The sequence below is a fragment of the Rhizobium sp. SU303 genome (assembly GCF_021052345.1).
GTDB classification, from domain to species: domain Bacteria; phylum Pseudomonadota; class Alphaproteobacteria; order Rhizobiales; family Rhizobiaceae; genus Rhizobium; species Rhizobium laguerreae.
The window spans coordinates 205916-220658 of record NZ_CP088099.1 but is presented as its reverse complement, the minus strand read 5'-3'; the positions used below and the strand labels follow the sequence as shown (position 1 = coordinate 220658).

At 62.1% G+C, this 14743-nt stretch carries 15 protein-coding genes; 7 read left to right on the top strand and 8 right to left on the bottom strand.

Annotation, left to right across the window (positions count from 1 at the left end; translation table 11 throughout):
- Window positions 1-27: 27 nt before the first annotated feature.
- Together RlegSU303_RS34005 and RlegSU303_RS34000 are read right to left on the bottom strand one after the other, a co-directional pair.
- A complete protein-coding gene (locus RlegSU303_RS34005; protein WP_131719444.1) occupies window positions 28-1026 on the bottom strand; it encodes a Tim44 domain-containing protein in 999 nt (332 codons plus the stop codon).
- Window positions 1027-1110: 84 nt separating this feature from the next.
- On the bottom strand, window positions 1111-1569 hold the full coding sequence (locus RlegSU303_RS34000; RefSeq protein WP_094088969.1) for a YbaK/EbsC family protein: 459 nt from the start codon (window positions 1567-1569) through the stop codon (window positions 1111-1113).
- Between the two features lie 249 nt (window positions 1570-1818).
- On the opposite strand from RlegSU303_RS34000, the gene RlegSU303_RS33995 reads away from it, so the two are divergent.
- The 7 genes from RlegSU303_RS33995 to RlegSU303_RS33965 all read left to right on the top strand — a co-directional run bounded on the left by RlegSU303_RS33995 (window position 1819) and on the right by RlegSU303_RS33965 (window position 9102).
- A complete protein-coding gene (locus RlegSU303_RS33995; protein ID WP_131719445.1) occupies window positions 1819-3165 on the top strand; it encodes an extracellular solute-binding protein in 1347 nt (448 codons plus the stop codon).
- 144 nt (window positions 3166-3309) lie between these two features.
- Entirely contained in the window at window positions 3310-4611 is a 1302-nt protein-coding gene (locus tag RlegSU303_RS33990) for a carbohydrate ABC transporter permease (RefSeq protein WP_131719446.1), read from the top strand.
- Window positions 4612-4613: 2 nt separating this feature from the next.
- On the top strand, window positions 4614-5456 hold the full coding sequence (locus RlegSU303_RS33985; protein ID WP_131621518.1) for a carbohydrate ABC transporter permease: 843 nt from the start codon (window positions 4614-4616) through the stop codon (window positions 5454-5456).
- Window positions 5456-6511: an ABC transporter ATP-binding protein gene (locus tag RlegSU303_RS33980; RefSeq protein ID WP_017957657.1), complete on the top strand. Its 1056-nt coding sequence runs from the start codon at window positions 5456-5458 to the stop codon at window positions 6509-6511. Before RlegSU303_RS33985 ends, RlegSU303_RS33980 begins: the two co-directional genes overlap by 1 nt.
- Window positions 6511-7290 (top strand): glycerophosphodiester phosphodiesterase, encoded by a 780-nt coding sequence (locus RlegSU303_RS33975; RefSeq protein WP_131719447.1) that lies wholly within the window; start codon window positions 6511-6513, stop codon window positions 7288-7290. Before RlegSU303_RS33980 ends, RlegSU303_RS33975 begins: the two co-directional genes overlap by 1 nt.
- A complete protein-coding gene (locus RlegSU303_RS33970; protein WP_131621516.1) occupies window positions 7274-8278 on the top strand; it encodes a LacI family DNA-binding transcriptional regulator in 1005 nt (334 codons plus the stop codon). Before RlegSU303_RS33975 ends, RlegSU303_RS33970 begins: the two co-directional genes overlap by 17 nt.
- Window positions 8278-9102, top strand: a complete 825-nt coding sequence (locus RlegSU303_RS33965) for an inositol monophosphatase family protein (RefSeq protein WP_017957659.1) — start codon at window positions 8278-8280, stop codon at window positions 9100-9102. Before RlegSU303_RS33970 ends, RlegSU303_RS33965 begins: the two co-directional genes overlap by 1 nt.
- Here the strand turns inward: RlegSU303_RS33965 and RlegSU303_RS33960 are convergent.
- From RlegSU303_RS33960 to RlegSU303_RS33935, 6 genes are all read right to left on the bottom strand, one after another.
- Window positions 9099-9962: a glycerophosphodiester phosphodiesterase gene (locus tag RlegSU303_RS33960; protein WP_131719448.1), complete on the bottom strand. Its 864-nt coding sequence runs from the start codon at window positions 9960-9962 to the stop codon at window positions 9099-9101. The two genes, RlegSU303_RS33965 and RlegSU303_RS33960, sit on opposite strands and share 4 nt — an antisense overlap.
- A gap of 106 nt (window positions 9963-10068) precedes the next feature.
- Complete coding sequence (locus tag RlegSU303_RS33955) at window positions 10069-10794, bottom strand: ABC transporter ATP-binding protein (RefSeq protein WP_131719449.1); 726 nt, start codon at window positions 10792-10794, stop codon at window positions 10069-10071.
- A complete protein-coding gene (locus RlegSU303_RS33950) occupies window positions 10791-11540 on the bottom strand; it encodes an ABC transporter ATP-binding protein (RefSeq protein ID WP_131719450.1) in 750 nt (249 codons plus the stop codon). Before RlegSU303_RS33950 ends, RlegSU303_RS33955 begins: the two co-directional genes overlap by 4 nt.
- Window positions 11537-12583 carry a branched-chain amino acid ABC transporter permease gene (locus tag RlegSU303_RS33945; protein ID WP_131719451.1) on the bottom strand — a complete coding sequence of 349 codons (1047 nt, stop codon included), beginning with the start codon at window positions 12581-12583 and terminating at the stop codon, window positions 11537-11539. Before RlegSU303_RS33945 ends, RlegSU303_RS33950 begins: the two co-directional genes overlap by 4 nt.
- Entirely contained in the window at window positions 12580-13440 is an 861-nt protein-coding gene (locus tag RlegSU303_RS33940) for a branched-chain amino acid ABC transporter permease (protein WP_131719452.1), read from the bottom strand. Before RlegSU303_RS33940 ends, RlegSU303_RS33945 begins: the two co-directional genes overlap by 4 nt.
- A 63-nt stretch (window positions 13441-13503) precedes the next feature.
- Complete coding sequence (locus RlegSU303_RS33935) at window positions 13504-14682, bottom strand: ABC transporter substrate-binding protein (protein WP_003549244.1); 1179 nt, start codon at window positions 14680-14682, stop codon at window positions 13504-13506.
- Between the last annotated feature and the right edge of the window lie 61 nt (window positions 14683-14743).

Below are 14743 nucleotides of genomic sequence, written 5' to 3'. Positions count from 1 at the left end.
AACAGAGCATTGGTTTTGAGCACCGCATCAAGCGGCGCGCTGCTCGGCACCCTGGATCGCCGCAAGCTTCCAATCGGCGCCAGACTTGCGCACGAAGGTCCAAACCTCGGTGCTTTCGCTCGGACGGTGGTCGTCGCCAGAAACCAGGCGGCCGCTGTCGCGTTCGACCATCGCGTCGATCGAGGAATAACGCATGGCGAGCGTCGCATATTCCTGGCCGTCCTCGCGCCAGGCCTCGGCAATATCGCCCTGCAGCAGCTTAACGTCGGAGACGCTGTTGCGCACACCGTTGGTGGCATTTTCGCCAAGCTCTTCGGCGAGATAGGACATAGCCTCGGGTGTCGTCAGCCGGCGCAAGGTGCCGTAATCCTCGGCACCGTAAGCGGTCTGCACTTGGGTCAGCAATTCCTCGAACTGATCGAGATCAGCCTGCGCCAGCCCGATCTCGTCGCTCGGCCGATCGCCGCGCGACTGCCCGCCGAAACCGCTGCCCGAACCGATCGTCGGGATCTGGAAGGACGAATTATTCGTGGGCGTCATGTTATAGGATCGGCTCTGGCCGCCGCCGACGCCGTAGGAAGGCTGGCGGCGGTTGGCGAAATAACGCATGGCGAGCATGACGGCGCCGCCGATCAGCGCGATCTGCAACAGCATGCCGAGCAAGCCGAAGCCGCCGCCGAAACCGTGACCGAGCAGCATGCCGAGAAGGCCGCCAGCAATCAGACCGCCGATCATCGAACGGCCGAACCCGCCAAAGAAACCGGGGCGCTGAGCGCCGAGGGGCTGTTGCGCGGTAGCAGGTGCCGTGGTCTGCGGACGCGGCGTCATCGATCGTTCGATCGGTGCTGCGGTCCCAGGCGCGGTGCTGGTGACAGGCGGCGCCTGGAAGGTGCGCGTGCCGCGGCTTCCGAAACCGCCGCTGCCGGCGCGGCGCGCCTCGGCATCGTTAAGGGAAGCAAAAACGGTAGCGCTCGTCAGAGCGGCAATGGCCGCGATCTTGGCAAAACGCGAAATGGCACTCGGCATTCCTGATCTCCTGTCATGCGCAATCACGGCATGTCGAGATGTAATATAGGGACTCTTTCCCAAGTGTGAAGCTCTTCGGCGCCATTACTGGCAGACGTCTATCCAGCTGGCGCCGGTCAACTCGGCCAGCCGTCGGGTTTCGATGCGGACGGCCGAGTTCGTCGAGCCTGCGGCCGGCACGACTTCATCGAAGCGTTTCAGCGAGATATCGCAATAAATGGGCAACGGCGAGGGAAGGCCGAAGGGGCAGACGCCGCCGACCGGATGGCTGGTGACGGCCACAACCTCTTCGGCATCGAGCATTCGCCCCTTGGCTCCGAAGGTGTCCTTGAACTTGCGATTGTCGAGCCGCGCCGTGCCGCCGGCAACGACCAGCATCATCTGCTCGCCGACACGCAGGCAGATCGTCTTCGCGATCTGGGCCGGCTCGACGCCATGGGCTTCGGCGGCAAGCGCCACCGTCGAGGAGCTCTCGGCGGTTTCGATGATTTCGATATCGGGTGCGTGGGCGCTGAGGAAGGCGCGGACAGATTCAAGGCTCATGACGCGATGCTAGCCCAGGAAATACGCAATTTGAAGCGCAAATGATGGCGACCAAGAACCCGCCGCTTGCAAGTCGCTGGGACATGGTCATAATAATTTTGCACACGTGCTCAATATTGTCATTCGGCCGTTACGTTCGCCCCCTAGAGCGGGATACGCCACGTTTTCGTGGGGTTTCGGAACGGCCGTCACGCAACAGTGATGACCCGTCAAGAGGCCTCACACTGCTCTTCCAGGGAGACGAAGAAGATGACCATTTTGCCGACACTGAAATCCCTCGCCGTCGCAGCCGCGATCCTGGCTTCGACCTCCGCAATTGCACTCGCCAAGGACGTTCACATCAGCGTCTGGGCCGGCGGTACCGGCCCGAACGACGTCTATCGCCTCGACGCCATCGAGATCGCAGCCCAGCAGCTGCAGCGTGAAGCCGCCCTCAAGGGCGAAGAGCTGAAGATCACCGTCGAGAAGAAGCCCTATTCGGCCTGGGAGGACTTCAAGCAGGCGCTGACCCTTGCCGCCGAAGCCAAGACCGCACCGAATATCGTCGTCAGCGGCCATGAAGACATCGCACCCTGGTCGCAGGCCGGGCTGATCGTTCCGATCGAGGATTATGTCGATCTCGACTCTTGGCCGCTCAGCGACATCTATGAAAACCTGTTGCAGATCGCGTCCTATAACGGCACCGTCTACGGCATCCCGCAGGACTCCGAATCCCGTCCGATGTTCTTCTGGAAGCCTTACATGAAGGCGATCGGTTACAGCGACGCCGATCTGGATGCGTTGCCGCAGAGCGTCCAGGAGGGCAAGTACACCATGAAGAACCTGCTCGAAGACGCCAAGAAGATGCAGGACAAGGGCCTCGTCCAGGCCGGCTACGGTTTCTATCCGCGCCCCAGCAACGGCCCTGATTACTGGCAGTTCTACACCAGCTTCGGCGGCACGATGGAAGAAGGCGGCAAGCTCGTTTTCGACAAGGCCGCGATGACCCGCACCTATCAGTTCTTCGCCGATGCCGTGAAGACCGGTGTTACCAAGAAAAACCACATCGGCATGCCGGGCGACCAGTGGTGGAAGGAAGTCGCTACCGGCAAGGCCGGCATCTGGGACGGCGGCACCTGGCACTATGCCCGCCTGGTCAACCAGGAAGGTCTGAAGGACTTCTTCGGCAACGTGATCTTCACGCTGATTCCCGCCGGTGAAGGCGGCAAGGCCAACACGCTGACCCATCCGCTCGTCTACCTGCTGACCGCAGGTCACGACCAGGAAGACACCGAGATCGCCGCCCAGCTGGTCAAGATCGCTTCCGAGCCGCGCACCAACGCGCTGCATGCGGTCAAATCGGCCCATCTCGGCATCTCCAAGTCGGAAGCCACCGTCGACTTCTACTCGGCCGACCGCTGGACCCGCGAAGCCACCGAGCGTCTGCTGCCACATGCCAATGCGATGCCGAACAATTCCGACTTCGGCAAATATTGGAACATCATGTGGAAGAACCTCGAAGCATCCTGGACCGGCGCCAAGACCGCCGATGCTGCGATCGGTGACGCCGAAAGCGAGCTGAAGAGCACGCTCGGCGACAAGATCGTCATCCGCTAGAACAGGAAGATCCTGTTCTAAATTAAAGGGTTAGAGCATGATGTCGTCCGAAAACCGCTCACACTTTTCGGCATCATGCTCTAGGATCGAAGCACTCTTCCGGGCGGCGGCAACGCTGCCCGGTCGGTCCGCGAGGAGGCTTCCATGAAATCGTCCAGGACGCTCGGACTGGTGATGATCGCGCCTGCGGCGATCATGATCGTTCTTTTCTTCCTGATGCCGGTCGTTCTGACGGCGGTCTTTTCGATGACCAGCATGACGACCGCGACCGGCATATCAGGCGGTGTCTACCAGATCGCGCCCAATTCATTGATCGCGCTAAAGTTGGCGATGCCAGACATCGCAGCCGAGATGGCTGAACCGCGCTACACAATCGACGATGCAGGCCTCAAGGCCGTCGAGGGCCTCGGGCTTGCGCCGGGAATTGCCGCGGAATTGCGCGCCAAGCATACAGGTGAGGTCTTCCCGACACGCCGCGACGTCGAGCGCATGATCAAGGATCTTCCCGAGCGACCTTCGACACGCGAGGTCAAGCAGATCTCCGAACAGTTCAACCGCTCCGTCCTCAACACCCGTTTCGACAGCAAGGAGCAGCTCTTTTCGGCACTGGACAGTCTGGGATTCAAGCTCACCCCGGAACAGAAGGAAACCGTCGCGAGGGTCACCTATACCGGCTGGACCTGGACCACCGACAATTTCTCACGCATGGCCACCTCGCCCGACATGGCACGTGTGCTTTTCAATACAGTGCTCTACGTTGCGCTGGTGCTGATGCTGTTCAATGTCGGCTATGCGCTGCTGCTCGCCATCCTGACGCACTACATGCCGCCGACGCCCGCCTCGATCTTTCGCGGCATCTGGCTCCTGCCGCGCATTACGCCCGTCGTCATCTACGTCATGTTGTGGAAGTGGCTCGCCTGGGACAGCGGATTCATCTCTATCCTGATGGGTAAATTCGGCTATCCGCCGAAGAACTATCTTCTCGATAACGCTTATAACGCCTGGCTCTTCGTCGTGCTGATCAATGGCTTCATCGGCGCCTCGATGGGCATGCTGGTCTTCTCCTCGGCGATGAAGGCCATTCCGAAAAGCCAGTTCTATGCGAGCGAGGTCGACGGCGCGTCGCGCTGGCAGCAGATCCGCTACATCCTTCTGCCGCAGATGCGCTGGCCGATCCTGTTCGTCACCTGCTACCAGACGCTGTCGCTGCTTGCCTCCTTCAATGAAATCCTGCTTGCGACCAATGGCGGACCGGGCAATGCGACCGAGGTCTGGGCGCTATCGGCCTATCACACTGCGCTAAGGAACTATGCCGGCAATCTGGAATACGGCCTCGGCGCGGCCATGGCGCTCGTCCTCGTCGTCATCGGCGTGACCCTGTCGCTTCTCTATCTGCGCGTCTTCAACTACGGCACGCTTGTCGCCAAGCCCCTGATCGAGGATTGACCATGGCCGAACGATCGCAGCCCTCTGCAAATTACCGCAGCTGGCCTGTCATAACGGCGCTAACTATCGTCAGCCTGCCGCTTCTCCTGATGTATGTCTATCTCTTCCTCGACACCGTGACGGTGAAGCAGGCGGACGCGCTGCTGCCTTCGGGCTTGACGCTCAATCACTGGCGCTTTCTGTGGCAAACGACGGAGGGAAAGGCGAACATCTGGCAGGTGACGCTGAATACGCTGCTATTTGCGGCCTGCACCACCAGCGTCGTGCTCATCGTCTCGTCAATGGCGGGATACGTGCTGTCACGGCTGAACGTGCCGGCGCGCGGCTTCTTCCTTGCCGGCGTCATGGTGTTGCATGCTTTCCCGTCGGTGACGCTGATCATCGCCATCTTCATCGTGCTGCAGATGATCGGCCTCTACAATTCGCTGATCGGCGTCATCCTGGTAAAGGCGGCGATCGACCTGCCGCTCGGCATCTGGCTGATGAAGGGCTTCTACGACACCGTGCCTTGGGAAATCGAAATGGCGGGCGTCGTCGACGGCGCCTCGCGTTTCCGGGTCTGGCGCAGCCTCGTGCTGCCACAGGTCAAGCCCGGCATCATGGCGCTCGGCCTGTTCTCTTTCCTTTCCGGCTGGGGCGAATTCATCCTGCCGCAGGTGCTGGCGCCTGGTAATCAGGTGCAGGTACTCTCGGTCTATCTCGCCGGCTTCCTCGCCGATGACAACAATTATGACTTCAACATGTTCAAAGCGGTCGGCGTCTTCTACCTCGTTCCGGTGCTGCTCGTTTACGCGCTCTTCAACAAATACCTCATGAACATCTATGGCGGTGGGAGCAAAGGCTGATGCGCATCCTCCTCGACAATTTTTCGAAGAGCTTCGGCTCCACCAAGGTCATCGAGAACATGCGGCTCGAAGTCCGCAACGGCGAGATGCTGGCGTTGCTCGGTCCTTCCGGCTGCGGCAAGTCGACGACGTTGTTTGCGGTATGCGGTATCCACCGGCCGACCGGCGGACGCATCCTCTTCGGCGATCGTGACGTCACCGACCTGCCGAGCCAGGCCCGCAATGTCGGGGTCGTCTTCCAATCCTATGCGCTCTACCCGCACATGACGGTTGCCGAGAACATCGGCTTTCCGCTGAAGGTGAAGGGCATGCCTGTTGCCGATATCCGCAAGGAAGTCGACCGCATCGCTGCCCTTGTCCAGATCGGCAACCTGATGGGCCGCCGGCCAGCCGAGCTTTCCGGCGGCCAACAGCAGCGCGTGGCGCTGGCGCGCGCGCTGATCCGCAAGCCCGATGTGCTGCTGCTCGACGAACCGCTCGCCAATCTCGATGCCAAGCTGCGCCTCGAAATGCGATCGGAAATCCGCCGCCTTCAGCGCGAAACCGGCATCACCGCCATTCTCGTCACCCACGACCAGGTGGAGGCGATGAGCATGTGCGACCGCATCGCCATCATGAAGGAAGGCGAGATCGTCCAGATCGCCACGCCGGCCGAAATGTACAATGATCCAAAGACCGCCTTCGTTGCCGGCTTTCTCGGCAATCCGCCGATCACCTTCCTGCGCGGCGTCGTGGACAAGGGCGCCTTCACCATCCCGCAAAGTGAGATCCGCGTGCCGCTGCCGGATTCTGTCGGTGCCGCCGACGGCACCAAGCTGATGCTCGGCGTCCGGCCGGAGCATTTCACGCCGGCAGGCGACATCGCCGTGCCGGGCAAGGTCACCTTTGCCGAAACGCAGGGTCGCGAGAACCTCTACGACGTGGCTCTTGCCGGCGGACCGCTGCTGCGCTCGATCCAGCCGGTGCGCAGCGATATCCATGTGGGCGACGACGTCCGCTGGGCGATCGACAGCCGCGGCGTGTTCATCTTCGACGAAAATGGCAGGAGGCTCTGATGACCCGCGATTTTTCGGCATTTTTCGAGCGTTACGGCTGGCCATCGGGCAAGGGCCGGCTTCCCTTCTGCATCGGCCATCGCGGCGCCAGCGGCCATGAACGCGAGAACACGATCGCTGCTTTCCGCCGCGCCGCCGAACTCGGCGCGGAAATGTGGGAGCTCGACACGCAGCTAACCAAGGACGGCGTGGTCGTCGTCTCGCATGACGATCACCTCCAGCGCGTCTTCGGCATCGACCGTCGCATTTCCGAAATGACGGTGGCAGAGCTTGCCGGACTCGACGGCGTCGACGTACCGAGTTTTTCCGAGGTCGCCGCACTTGGCCGCGAGACCGGAACCGGCCTCTATGTCGAGCTCAAGGCGCCTGGGACCGGCATGCGCTGCTGGCAGCACCTTGTCGAGATGAACCAGCGTTTCGCCTGTCTCGGCTCCTTCGACACGGCACAGGTGCGCGAACTCTGCGATGCGGCCTGCAATTTTCCGCTGTCGGTGCTGATCCGTGTCGGCCACGATCCGCATGCGCTCGGCGACGAGGCCGGCGCCGATATCCTGCATCTCTGCTGGGAGAGGGCAGGCGAACGTCCGCAGGATCTGGTGACCGACACGCTGATGCTCCGCGCCTTCGATGCGGGCCGCGAGATCGTGCTCTGGCACGAGGAACGGCCGGCTGTTCTCGATGACATCATGAAGCTTCCGGTTCTCGGCATCTGCACGGATCTGCCCGATCTGATGCGGCCGCCTGCGGTTAAGGAAAAAGCAGTTGGCAGACAGGGATAAGGGACCGCGCAAGGTAACCTCCTTCGACGTGGCGCGTGTGGCCGGCGTCTCGCGCGCTGCTGTGTCGCGCGCCTTCACGCCGGATGCCAGCGTCTCGCCGAAAACGCGCGAGAAGGTCTATCAGGCGGCCAAGGAACTCGGCTACCGGGTCAATTATCTTGCCCGAAGCCTCACCAACAAACGCTCCGATCTCGTCGGCCTCGTCGCTGCCGGCCTCGACAATCCGTTCCGCACGCTGCAGATCGAGCATCTGGCAAGAGTGTTGCTCGCCCGCAATTTCCGCCCCATCCTGCTGCCGACCTCGCCGGAGGCCGATACCTCGACGGTCATCGGTCAGCTGCTGCACTACGCCGTCTCGGGCGTCATCGTCACCTCGGACGCGCCGCCGACCGCGATCTGCGAGCAATGCGCGGCCGAGGGCGTGCCGATTGTGCTGATCAACAAGGGCAACGACATTCCCTTCGTCGACCGCATCATTTCCGACGACCGCATGGCCGGCCATCTCGCCGCCAGCCACCTGATCGACAGCGGCGTGCGAAAGCCCGCTGTCATGGCCGCACCCGCCATATCCTACACGGCGCGGCGGCGCAGTGAGGCGTTCGTCGCACGCTGCAAGCAACTTGGCGTCGAGCCGGAATTTCTGCATCTCAAAATCAACGACTACCGAAGCGGCTATGATGCCGCCGCCGAACTTGCCGCATCCGGCATCGACGGACTGTTTTGCGCCAACGACTACATGGCCTGCGGCGTCATCGACCGCGTCATGCAGGGCCGCGGCCGGGATGATGCGCCACCACTCTCCATCATCGGCCATGACGACATTCCTCAGGCGAGCTGGACCGCCTACGATCTCACGACCATCCGCCAACCCTGCGACGTCCAGGCCGAAAAGACGGTCGACCTGCTGATGAGCCGCATAGTCGAGCCGGACCTGACGGCGCGTGTCGAATTCACGCCTGTGACACTGATCAGAAGAAGGACCGCCTGATGAATTCCGCATTCGATGCCGCCGCCATCCGCGCACGGGCGGAGGTCGCGATTACCGTTGCCCTCGAGGCCGGACGGGAGACTGCCCGGTTCCGGCGCGACTCGAATTTCGGAACGCTTGGCGTCGAAAACAAGGGATTGCAGGATTTCGTCACCATCGCCGACAAGAATGCCGAGCAGGCGATCCGTGACGGACTGCTCTCGCGTTTTCCGGATGATACTTTCATGGGAGAAGAGAGCGGCGGAAGATCGGGCGAGGGCGGCACTTGGGTCGTCGATCCGATCGACGGCACGACCAACTATATCAGAGGCTTCCGGCACTGGGGTGTCTCGATCGCCTTCGTGGTCGGCGGCAAGGTGGAGATCGGCGTGGTTTACGACGCGGCCGAAGACAAGGTCTTTCACGCCGTCCGCGGCGGCGGCGCGTTCAAGGACGGGCTTCCGGTGCATTCGGCTGCGACCGTCGATCCGGTCAATGCGCTTGTCATTCTCGGCCATTCCCGCAAGACAAGCTTCGACGATCATCTCGCGCTCTCCAAGCGGCTTCATGAACGCGGCATGGATTATCGCCGCATGGGCGCGGCCGCGATCGACCTCGTGCGCGTCGCCGAGGGTGCCGCTGATCTCTACTATGAACGCCACCTCAATGCCTGGGACATGCTCGCCGGCGCGCTGATTGCCGAAGAGGCCGGCGCAGTGGTGGCAATGCCGCCGGTGGATAGTTTGCTTATGAACGGCGGGCCTGTCATTGCCTACTCGCCGGGTCTTGCCGGCGAGTTTGCCTTCATCCTCGACATTGAAGGGTTGGCGGCGGCTCCCGGTTAAAGCGCCATACGGTGGCGCCAGGCGCGTTCTGTCGCCGGTGCCTCGTCAGTCGTGATCTGATCCGGCTTGAGCGCCATCAGCGCTGAGATATTCAGCCATTCTTCTTCGCTGAAACCGGCCTCCGGATCCTTCAGGGTGAAGGTCCAGGCATCGACACGTTTGCCTTCGTCCTGGCAGAGCGCGATCATATCCAGCCCCGCATTGGCGGCATTAAGGATCAGCGGCCAGTGCAGATAGATCGTGTCCGGTTCGGTCGGGCCGCGCAGGTCGGCGCGCAATTCCGCCTCGACCGCCTTCCAGCCGTTGGCCTTGCTGATAACGTAGAGCTTCTCGGTCGGATCGATGCCGCGCAGGAGATGGGGAAGCTTCTCCTTGACCGCGACGATGAGATCGAGACTGTCGCCACTGACGATCACCGAGGCGGCGATATCGCGGAAATGCGTGGCCAAATGCGCGACGCCCCTGGCGCCGATCGCTTCGTAGTCGTCCTTCATGTCGAATTGCAGCAATGCGGCTGGATGCGTCGATTGCATCATGGCGGCAAGATCCTCGCTGAGGATCAGCGGCCGGTCGCCCTCTTGCATCCTGATATCGCTGAGGTCACTGACGCTCTTTTCGGCGACCGGTCCATGTCCTGTCGTCTCGCCTTCGAGTTCCTTGTCGTGCAGCACGACGAAACCGCCGTCGGCGCGCACGCGCAGATCGAGCTCCATCGAGGCGCCCGCCGCAAAGCCCTCCGCCATCACTTCGGCTGAGAACAGCGGATCGGCAAACTGCTTGCGCAATCGGTGCCATTTCAGGCGGGTGCGATGCCCCTCATGCGAAATCTCCAGCCCCTGCGCATCCAGCAATCTCGTCATTTACACCAAGTCTCCGCGATGCCACTTTCCTGCCTTGACGAGCCGTGATTATCAAGGGCCGAATACGGCTTTCATCGGGTGCCGGAAAGTTTTCGTCAGGCCGGGCCTAAGTCGGGCTAGCGGCCTTATGGTCGCCGAGCGCCAGATACCTGTCGAACATCTCGCTGTCGGCCAGCAAGGTCGCGCTCTCGCCGGCGTAGCTGACAAGGCCACGCTCCAGAACCACGGTGCGGTCGGTCAGCGGCAGGATCTTGCGCGCCTTCTGCTCGATGATGATTGCCGACATGCCTTCACCGTCGACGATCTTCCGGAGCGCCGCCAGCAGTTCGTCGACGATGATCGGCGCCAGTCCTTCGAGCGGCTCGTCGAGCAGCAGCAGCCTCGGATTGAGCATCAACGCCCGTCCGAGCGCCAGCATCTGCTGCTCGCCGCCGGAAAGCTGGTTGCCGCGATTGAAGCGCCTCTCCTTCAACCGCGGGAACATGGAATAGACGCGCTCGACCGACCATAAGCCGGGGCGGGCGGGCGCCGTCAGGTTCTCCTCGACGGTGAGCGACCTGAAGATGTTGCGCTCCTGCGGCACCCAGCCGATGCCGGCGACGGCCCGTCGTTCCGGCCGCATGCGCGTCAGATCGGCGCCGGCAAAGCTGATCGTCCCGGAATGATGGGTGGTGACGCCGACGATCGTATCGACCAGCGTCGTCTTGCCCGCACCATTGCGGCCGAGCAGCGACAGGGACCGACCTTCATCGAGCTCGAAACTCACACCGCCGAGAACCCGGGCCTCACCATAGCCGGAAACGAGCCTGTCGATCCGCAAGAGCGCCGTCATGTCGCGTCTTCCCCGAGATAGACCGCCTTGACGCGCGGATCGGCGGCGATCTCGCCGACCGTTCCCTCGACCATCACCGCGCCTGCAACCAGAACCGAAATGCGGTCGGCAAAGGAAAAGACGAGATCCATGTCATGTTCGATCAGCACCACCGTCACCTCGGCGGGCAGGCTGCGGACGATGGCGAGCACCTCGCTGCGCTCTTCTTCGGCGACGCCGGCCGCCGGCTCGTCGAGCAGCAGCACCCGCGGCCGGCTCGCAAAGGCAAGCGCGATTTCAAGAAGCCGCTGCTTGCCATAGGCAATCCGGCCGGTCTTCTCGCCCATGACGCCGGAAAGGCCGAAACGCTCCAGCAGGTCCACCGCCTCATCGGTCGCATCCAGATGGGCCGCCAGCGGGCGCCAGGCGGAGCGGCCAAAACCATCCCGCTCATTGATCGCCAGCAGGACCGATTCCAGCGGCGTAAAGCCCGAAAAGAGCTGGTTGACCTGGAACGTGCGCGCGATACCGCGCCGCACGCGCCTGTGCGAGGAAAGGCTGGAGATATCCTCGCCGTCGACGATCACCTGTCCGGAGGTCGGCTTCAATACCCCGGTCAGCAGATTGATCAGTGTGGTCTTGCCGGCACCGTTCGGACCGATCAGCGCATGGCGTGCGCCGCTTTCGATCGCCAGCGAGACATCGTTGGTGGCGGTGAAGCCGCCGAAACGCTTGACGAGGTTGCGGGTTTCAAGGGCGACGGTCATCGGCTTTCTTTCAGCTTCACGCCAGGCCGCCATGTCACCAGCCGCTTGATGCCGGCCTGCAGCGAGGCCGGCAGAAATGTGTGCCAGCGGGCGATGCGCTCGCGGCCAACGAGCACGATGGCGATTAGGATCAGGCCGATCCAGAACATCCAATATTGCGGCGTGGAGACCGAGAGCCAGTCGCGCAGCACGGTGAAGATGACCGCGCCGATGATGCCGCCATAGAGATATCCGACGCCGCCGATGACCAGGACCAGAAGCACATCCGCCGAACGATGGAAGGCGAGGACATCGGGCGAAACGAAACTCGTCGTATGCGTCAGCAGTGCGCCGGCAATACCGGCATAAGCGGCGGCGATCGTATAGATGACGATGATCCGGTTCCTCGCCGGAATGGCGACCATCGCGGCGCGCATCGGATTGGCCTTGATCGCCCTCAGCGACAGGCCGAAGGAGGAATTCACCAGATGTCGTGCGACAAATGTCAGGATGAAGAGTGAAGCGAGGCTGTAGACGTAGCCAGTGCGGCCCCAGAGGTCGAACTCGAAAACACCGAGGATCGGCCCGATGGTGACACCGCTGAGGCCATCGGCGCCGCCCGTCACCCATGCCATCTGGTTGGCGAGTTCGGCGAGCATCAAGGCGATGCCGAGCGTCGTCATCAGCCGCGTGAGATCCGAGCCGCGAAGGACGAGGAAGCTCGCTCCGAAGCCGGCAAGGCCGGAGACCGCGGCTGCCGCAAAGAGGCCGGTGACGGGTTCGGAGATGGCATATTTGGCAAAGAGACCTGCAGCATAGGCGCCGAGGCCGAAGAAGGCGGCATGACCGAGCGAAACGATGCCGGCATAACCGAGCACCAGATCGAGGGATAAGGCAAACAGCGCGGTGATGGCGATTTCGGTGAGCAGCAGCATCTTCGAAGGCAGCACGAAGATGGCAGCGATCGCCGCGATCCAGAGGACGATCTCATAGAGCCGCCAGGCGTTGCCGCGGCGAAGCTGTTGGATGGCGCGTTTTCTCGCCTCGCTGCGCGCGTCGCTCATCGGCCACCCTCCCGCGAGAACAGCCCATGCGGACGTAGGAGAAGCACGGTGACCATGACGCCGTAGATGACGAAGGCGCCGATCTCAGGCACGTAATATTTGCCGGCGACATCGGCGACGCCGAGCAGGAGGGCGGCGAGAAATGGCCCAGTTATCGAGGAGGTACCGCCGACGGTCACCACGATCAGGAAGTAGATCATGAATTTCAGCGGAAAATTTGGATCGAGCCCGAGAATCTCGGTGCCCATCGCGCCGCCGAGGCCGGCAAGGCCCGAGCCGACGGCGAAGGTCAGCGCGAAGACCGCCGAGACATTGATGCCGAGCCCGCGGGCGACCCGTCCGTCATCGACAGCGGCACGCAGCTGGCTGCCGAAACGGGTTTTCGTCAGCAGGAGCTGCAGCGTGATCGTCAGAAGGATGCAGATAAGGATGATGAAGAGCCGGTAGCGGCCGATGCCGACGCCGGAGAGATCCCAGCGGCCGGAGAGTTCCTGTGGCAGCTGGATCATCTGCTGCTGGCCGCCCATGAAATAATGGGCGCCGGCGATCGACATGAAGACCAGGCCGACGGAAAACAGTACCTGGTCGAGATGCGGCTTGGAATAGAGATGTCGGTAGAGCAGGCGCTCCAGAACCAGGCCGGCAAGCGCGACTGCGAGGAAGGCGATCGGCAAACACCAATAGAAGGAAACGCCATAGCTGTTCATCAGGACGACGGTGATGTAACCGCCCGCCATGGCGAAAGCGCCATGGGCGAGGTTGATGAAATTCATCAATCCAAGCGTGATGGTCAATCCGCAGGCGAGAATGAACAGCAGCATTCCATAGGCGATGCCGTCGAACAGAATAGTCAGCATGACAAACCCGACTTTCCAGGAGCAAAACGGCGGAGCTGCCTCCGCCGCATCTTATCGTAAAGCTTACTGACCGGCCTTGACCGGGTCCTTCACATCCTTGTAGGTCGCAAATTCGACGTTCTGCAGTTCGCCGTTGACGTCCTTGACTTCGCGCATATAGATATTCTGGATGATATCGCGGGTCTGCGGATCGATGGAGATCGGTCCGCGCGGGCTCGTCCAGGCAAGGCCCTTCATCGCCTTGATCAGCGCCGCACCGTCCGCATCGCCCTTGGTGGCTTCGAGCGCGGCATAGATGGCATGCATGCCGTCATAACCGCCCATCGCCATGAAGTTCGGGCGCATATTGTTGTTGGCGGCCTTGAAAGCCTTGACGAATTCGGCGTTCTCAGGGCTGTCGTGTGCAGCCGCGTAGAAATGCGCGGTGATAGTGCCCAGCGCAGGCTTGCCCATGCCGTTCAGGATGTCGTCGTCGGTAATGTCACCGGTTCCGATCAGCTTGATGCCCGCTTCGGCAAGGCCGCGGTCGACGAACTGCTTCATGAACAGCGAGCCGACACCGGATGGCAGGAACACGAAGACCGCATCCGGCTTGGCGTCGCGCACACGCTGCAGGAAAGGCGCGAAATCCGGATTCTGCAGGGGAATGCGCACGGCCTCGACGACCTCACCGCCCTTTGCCTTGAACTCCTTGGTGAACCAGGTTTCGGCATCGATGCCCGGGCCGTAATCGGTCACGAGGGTTACGACCTTCTTGATATTGTTTTCATGCGCCCAGCGCGCGACCGGCACCGAATATTGCGGCAGGGTGCCGCTGGTGCGAATGAAATATTCCGATGCCTGCGTGATCGACGAGGTGGCGGCGGCCATGACGACGGCTGGCACCTTGGCCTGTGTGATCACCGGCGCGACGGAAAGCGCCAGCGGCGTCAGTCCGAAGCCGGCAAGCGTATTGACCTTGTCGTTGACGATCAGTTCCTGGGCGATACGGCGGGTCTGGTCGGCGGTACCGGCATCGTCGCGCACCACGAGTTCGATCTTCTTGCCGGCGACGGTGTCGCCATGCGCAGCGATATAGGCTTTGGCGCCGGCCTCCACCTGGCGGCCGGTCGATGCGAAGGGGCCGGTCATCGGCAGGATGAGACCTACCTTGAATGTATCTTCGGCATAGGACGGCAGACCAAGGCCGGCCGACATGACAAGCCCCGCAGAGAGGGCGATCAGACTTCTTCTGGCAATCACGGCTTTCTCCTCCTTTTACCGGCGATCTGCGCGATCCGCCGGCCTCCTCTTTCTCCATCGG

Coding starts and splice junctions, on each gene's coding strand:
- RlegSU303_RS34005 (WP_131719444.1), bottom strand. CDS start 1,026: ATGCCGAGTGCCATTTCGCGTTTTGCCAAGATCGCGGCCATTGCCGCT.
- RlegSU303_RS34000 (WP_094088969.1), bottom strand. CDS start 1,569: ATGAGCCTTGAATCTGTCCGCGCCTTCCTCAGCGCCCACGCACCCGAT.
- RlegSU303_RS33995 (WP_131719445.1), top strand. CDS start 1,819: ATGACCATTTTGCCGACACTGAAATCCCTCGCCGTCGCAGCCGCGATC.
- RlegSU303_RS33990 (WP_131719446.1), top strand. CDS start 3,310: ATGAAATCGTCCAGGACGCTCGGACTGGTGATGATCGCGCCTGCGGCG.
- RlegSU303_RS33985 (WP_131621518.1), top strand. CDS start 4,614: ATGGCCGAACGATCGCAGCCCTCTGCAAATTACCGCAGCTGGCCTGTC.
- RlegSU303_RS33980 (WP_017957657.1), top strand. CDS start 5,456: ATGCGCATCCTCCTCGACAATTTTTCGAAGAGCTTCGGCTCCACCAAG.
- RlegSU303_RS33975 (WP_131719447.1), top strand. CDS start 6,511: ATGACCCGCGATTTTTCGGCATTTTTCGAGCGTTACGGCTGGCCATCG.
- RlegSU303_RS33965 (WP_017957659.1), top strand. CDS start 8,278: ATGAATTCCGCATTCGATGCCGCCGCCATCCGCGCACGGGCGGAGGTC.
- RlegSU303_RS33960 (WP_131719448.1), bottom strand. CDS start 9,962: ATGACGAGATTGCTGGATGCGCAGGGGCTGGAGATTTCGCATGAGGGG.
- RlegSU303_RS33955 (WP_131719449.1), bottom strand. CDS start 10,794: ATGACGGCGCTCTTGCGGATCGACAGGCTCGTTTCCGGCTATGGTGAG.
- RlegSU303_RS33950 (WP_131719450.1), bottom strand. CDS start 11,540: ATGACCGTCGCCCTTGAAACCCGCAACCTCGTCAAGCGTTTCGGCGGC.
- RlegSU303_RS33945 (WP_131719451.1), bottom strand. CDS start 12,583: ATGAGCGACGCGCGCAGCGAGGCGAGAAAACGCGCCATCCAACAGCTT.
- RlegSU303_RS33940 (WP_131719452.1), bottom strand. CDS start 13,440: ATGCTGACTATTCTGTTCGACGGCATCGCCTATGGAATGCTGCTGTTC.